Below are 2,729 nucleotides of genomic sequence, written 5' to 3'. Positions count from 1 at the left end.
CCTTCGCGGTCCCGCAGATCAATAAAAATGACGCCGCCGTGATCGCGCCGCCGCTGCGCCCAGCCGCAGAGGGTGACCGTTTGGCCAATCAAGCCTTCGTGAATACCGTTACAATAGTGTGTCCGCATGCTGCGTCCCGTATGAGTCAACAAGAAAAGGGCCACCCGACCGGGAGGCCCGCGCACAATCTAGCCTTGCCGCGCGCGCTACGTCAATGACAGGCGCAGCCCCCGGCGGGACAGGAGGGCGCAGCGGCGGCTTCCGGCTTGCTCTCACTGGCCTTGCTGCCGCCACCCTTGAAGTCGGTCTGGTACCAGCCGGAGCCCTTCAGGGCGAAGCCCCCGGCGCTGAGCTGCCGCTCGAGCCCCGGCTTGCCGCAGTGGGGGCAGTCGGTTAGACGGGGATCACTCATGCGCTGCTCGGCGCTCAGATGGTGTCCACAGTCCTTGCATACATACTCGTAAGTTGGCATCGTATCGACTCCGTATTGGGTTATAACTTCAAAGATGCCTATTAAATACGTCTTCACGCCGCAATTTTCAAGGGCCTTGCGTCGGAACCGGCCGGGTAAGGGAGGCGCGGATGCCCGTCGGCACTGAACTGCACAGCGCCTTGCAGACCCTCATCGCACTGCTCGCCATTCTCAACCCCATTGGCGCCATTCCGATTTTCATTGCCCTGACCGGCGACGAAGATACGCAACAGCAGATCGCTACGGCGAAGCTGGCATCCCGTGCCGTAGCCATTGTTCTGCTCACCTCGGCGTTTCTTGGAGAATATATTCTGCAATTTTTCGGGATCAGCATCGCCGCCTTTCAGGTGGCGGGCGGCATGGTGCTGATGATGCTGGCTTTTAACATGTTGCAGGCCAAGTCCAGCCGCTATGTCCACACCCCGGAGGAGGCCGCCGAGGGTATGCAGAAAGAGGATGTTGCCGTGGTACCGCTCGCCATTCCGCTGCTGGCGGGGCCGGGCACCATGGTCACCGTGATCATCGCCCATCACAAAAATGCGTCGTGGCTGGCCAGCGGCCTGCTGATCGTCGATATATTGCTGATTGCCGGGGTGGCCTATGGGGCACTGCGCCTGGCGCAGCCCCTGTCACGTCGGCTGGGGGTAGCAGGCATCAACATCTCTACCCGTATCTTCGGGCTGGTGCTCGCCGCCATTGCCGTGACCTTTATCGCCAATGGTCTGGCGGCGCTCTTCCCTGGGCTGGTACACGTCCGCGTTCCCTGAGCGCGATGCCAGCCAGATGCGGGAATCTCAGGGCGTGATGGCGCTGCCGTTGTGGTCGTCCAGTGCCGTGTTTTCGGCAACAATCATGGTGCGATAGTGGCCCAGCGTGTGCAGGTAGCGCTTGAGGCCCGTCAGCCAAAGAACCGAACCCAGCATCAGCGAAATGTAACCGATGGTGGACCAGATGTCGGGACCAAAAAAGCGGATGAAAGTCAGACCAGCAAGAACCAGCGTCAACGATGTTCGTGTGTACGCCAGAAAAGTCCGTTCATTGGCCAGCACGGTCCTGTCCAGGGCGAGCCAGTCCCGCAGAATGAATTCGCGGGGGTTAAACCTGTGGTAAGGCATGTTGCTCAAATTCAGTTGTCCTTCATTACACTTTGCATACCAACTTTCCGGACTTCACCCTTCCGCAGTGCAGCCCACCCTGACGAATAAGAATACTGCAGGCACCTATACCGGTTAAACTGCATGTCTACTTATATGGACTTCATTACATTTAATTAGTACACGAAAAAAGGATGTCATTGAGCACGTTGCCGTGCCGCGGCCATCCCAGGGTGGAAGAACTTCTTCATGCGGGCGCGTAAAATACTGGCAGTCGTACTCTGAAGGATAGCCCTTTTCATGGGGCTCTTGCTGATTCGCGCTGTCTGATTTTCGCTGTCTCGTGCCTTTCCGGTGATGCACAAAAGCCATCAGTCCCGGCCCGAAAACGCATTTTCTCGGGACGCGGCAATCATCTAATATGCGCCGTGTCCCCACTGCTCCAGGTATCCACTTGGCCGTTCGCCCCGTTTCTCCCGCTGTCCCCGCCTTTTTCGGGATGGATGGCGTGCTGTTACTGCTCGGCCTGAGCAGCGGCCTGCTGCTGGCATCGTGGAGCCTCGCCTGGTCCATCCCGATGCTGCCGTACATCGCCGGCGCCTACAGCACCAGCCTCGATCACGCGATCTGGTCACTGACGTTTTACCTGCTGGCCTGGGCGCTCGCCGTCGTGCCCGCCACCTGGCTCTACCAGTGTTTCGGCGAACTGCGGATGTTTCAGATCTCCCTCATCCTGCTGATGGTGGCCACCCTCCCCGATGTATTCAGCGATCACTTCGGCTTATTTCTGGGCGGCCGGTTTCTGCAAGGCATGGCGGCGGGTTTTCTGACACCGCTGACCCGGCGATTGCTAATCCGCTATGCGCCGCCGCGCTGGCAAAAGACGGCGGCCGATCTCAGCATCGTCAATCTGGTGCTGCCCCTGCTCGCCGGACCCTCGCTGGCGGGCTGGATCGCCTATACCTGGGACTGGCGGGCGGCGGCGGTGCTGACTTTCCCCGTGGGTTTGCTGGCGCTGGGCGTGGTCTCCGCCCTGTTGCGCGACGATCCCGACGAGCGCGTGCGCCAGCCCTTTGACTGGATCGGGCTGGGGCTGCTCGCTGCCTGGAGCGCGACCTTTCAGCTCGTGCTGAATCGTGGCGAGGATTGGAACTGGTGGGATG

The 2,729-nt window shown here is 60.1% G+C and carries 5 protein-coding genes; 2 read left to right on the top strand and 3 right to left on the bottom strand.

Annotation, left to right across the window (positions count from 1 at the left end):
• The coding region (locus AC2VNK_RS09120) for an OB-fold nucleic acid binding domain-containing protein (protein WP_486883532.1) at window positions 1-128 on the bottom strand (128 nt) is incomplete at its 3' end.
• A gap of 83 nt (window positions 129-211) precedes the next feature.
• On the bottom strand, window positions 212-472 hold the full coding sequence (locus tag AC2VNK_RS09115; RefSeq protein ID WP_486883531.1) for an FmdB family zinc ribbon protein: 261 nt from the start codon (window positions 470-472) through the stop codon (window positions 212-214).
• A gap of 110 nt (window positions 473-582) precedes the next feature.
• On the opposite strand from AC2VNK_RS09115, the gene AC2VNK_RS09110 reads away from it, so the two are divergent.
• The gene (locus AC2VNK_RS09110) at window positions 583-1,239 is read left to right on the top strand and encodes a MarC family protein (protein WP_486883530.1); all 657 of its coding nucleotides are present in this window, start codon (window positions 583-585) and stop codon (window positions 1,237-1,239) included.
• 27 nt (window positions 1,240-1,266) lie between these two features.
• On the opposite strand, the gene AC2VNK_RS09105 is transcribed toward AC2VNK_RS09110, so the two are convergent.
• Window positions 1,267-1,587 carry a DUF202 domain-containing protein gene (locus tag AC2VNK_RS09105; RefSeq protein WP_291523681.1) on the bottom strand — a complete coding sequence of 107 codons (321 nt, stop codon included), beginning with the start codon at window positions 1,585-1,587 and terminating at the stop codon, window positions 1,267-1,269.
• A 433-nt stretch (window positions 1,588-2,020) separates the two neighbouring features.
• Between AC2VNK_RS09105 and AC2VNK_RS09100 the strand changes: the two genes are divergently transcribed.
• Window positions 2,021-2,729: MFS transporter (locus AC2VNK_RS09100; RefSeq protein ID WP_486883529.1), on the top strand; the 709-nt coding region annotated here is incomplete at its 3' end.

It is taken from the genome of Acidithiobacillus sp. TH-A35 (genome assembly GCF_057473505.1).
Note: the sequence above shows the minus strand (reverse complement) of the source record. Positions and strands in the feature narration are given on the sequence as shown.

Bases quoted from the DNA above. Each gene is read 5' to 3' on its own strand.
- AC2VNK_RS09115 (WP_486883531.1), bottom strand. From the start codon at position 472: ATGCCAACTTACGAGTATGTATGCAAGGACTGTGGACACCATCTGAGC.
- AC2VNK_RS09105 (WP_291523681.1), bottom strand. From the start codon at position 1,587: ATGCCTTACCACAGGTTTAACCCCCGCGAATTCATTCTGCGGGACTGG.
- AC2VNK_RS09110 (WP_486883530.1), top strand. From the start codon at position 583: ATGCCCGTCGGCACTGAACTGCACAGCGCCTTGCAGACCCTCATCGCA.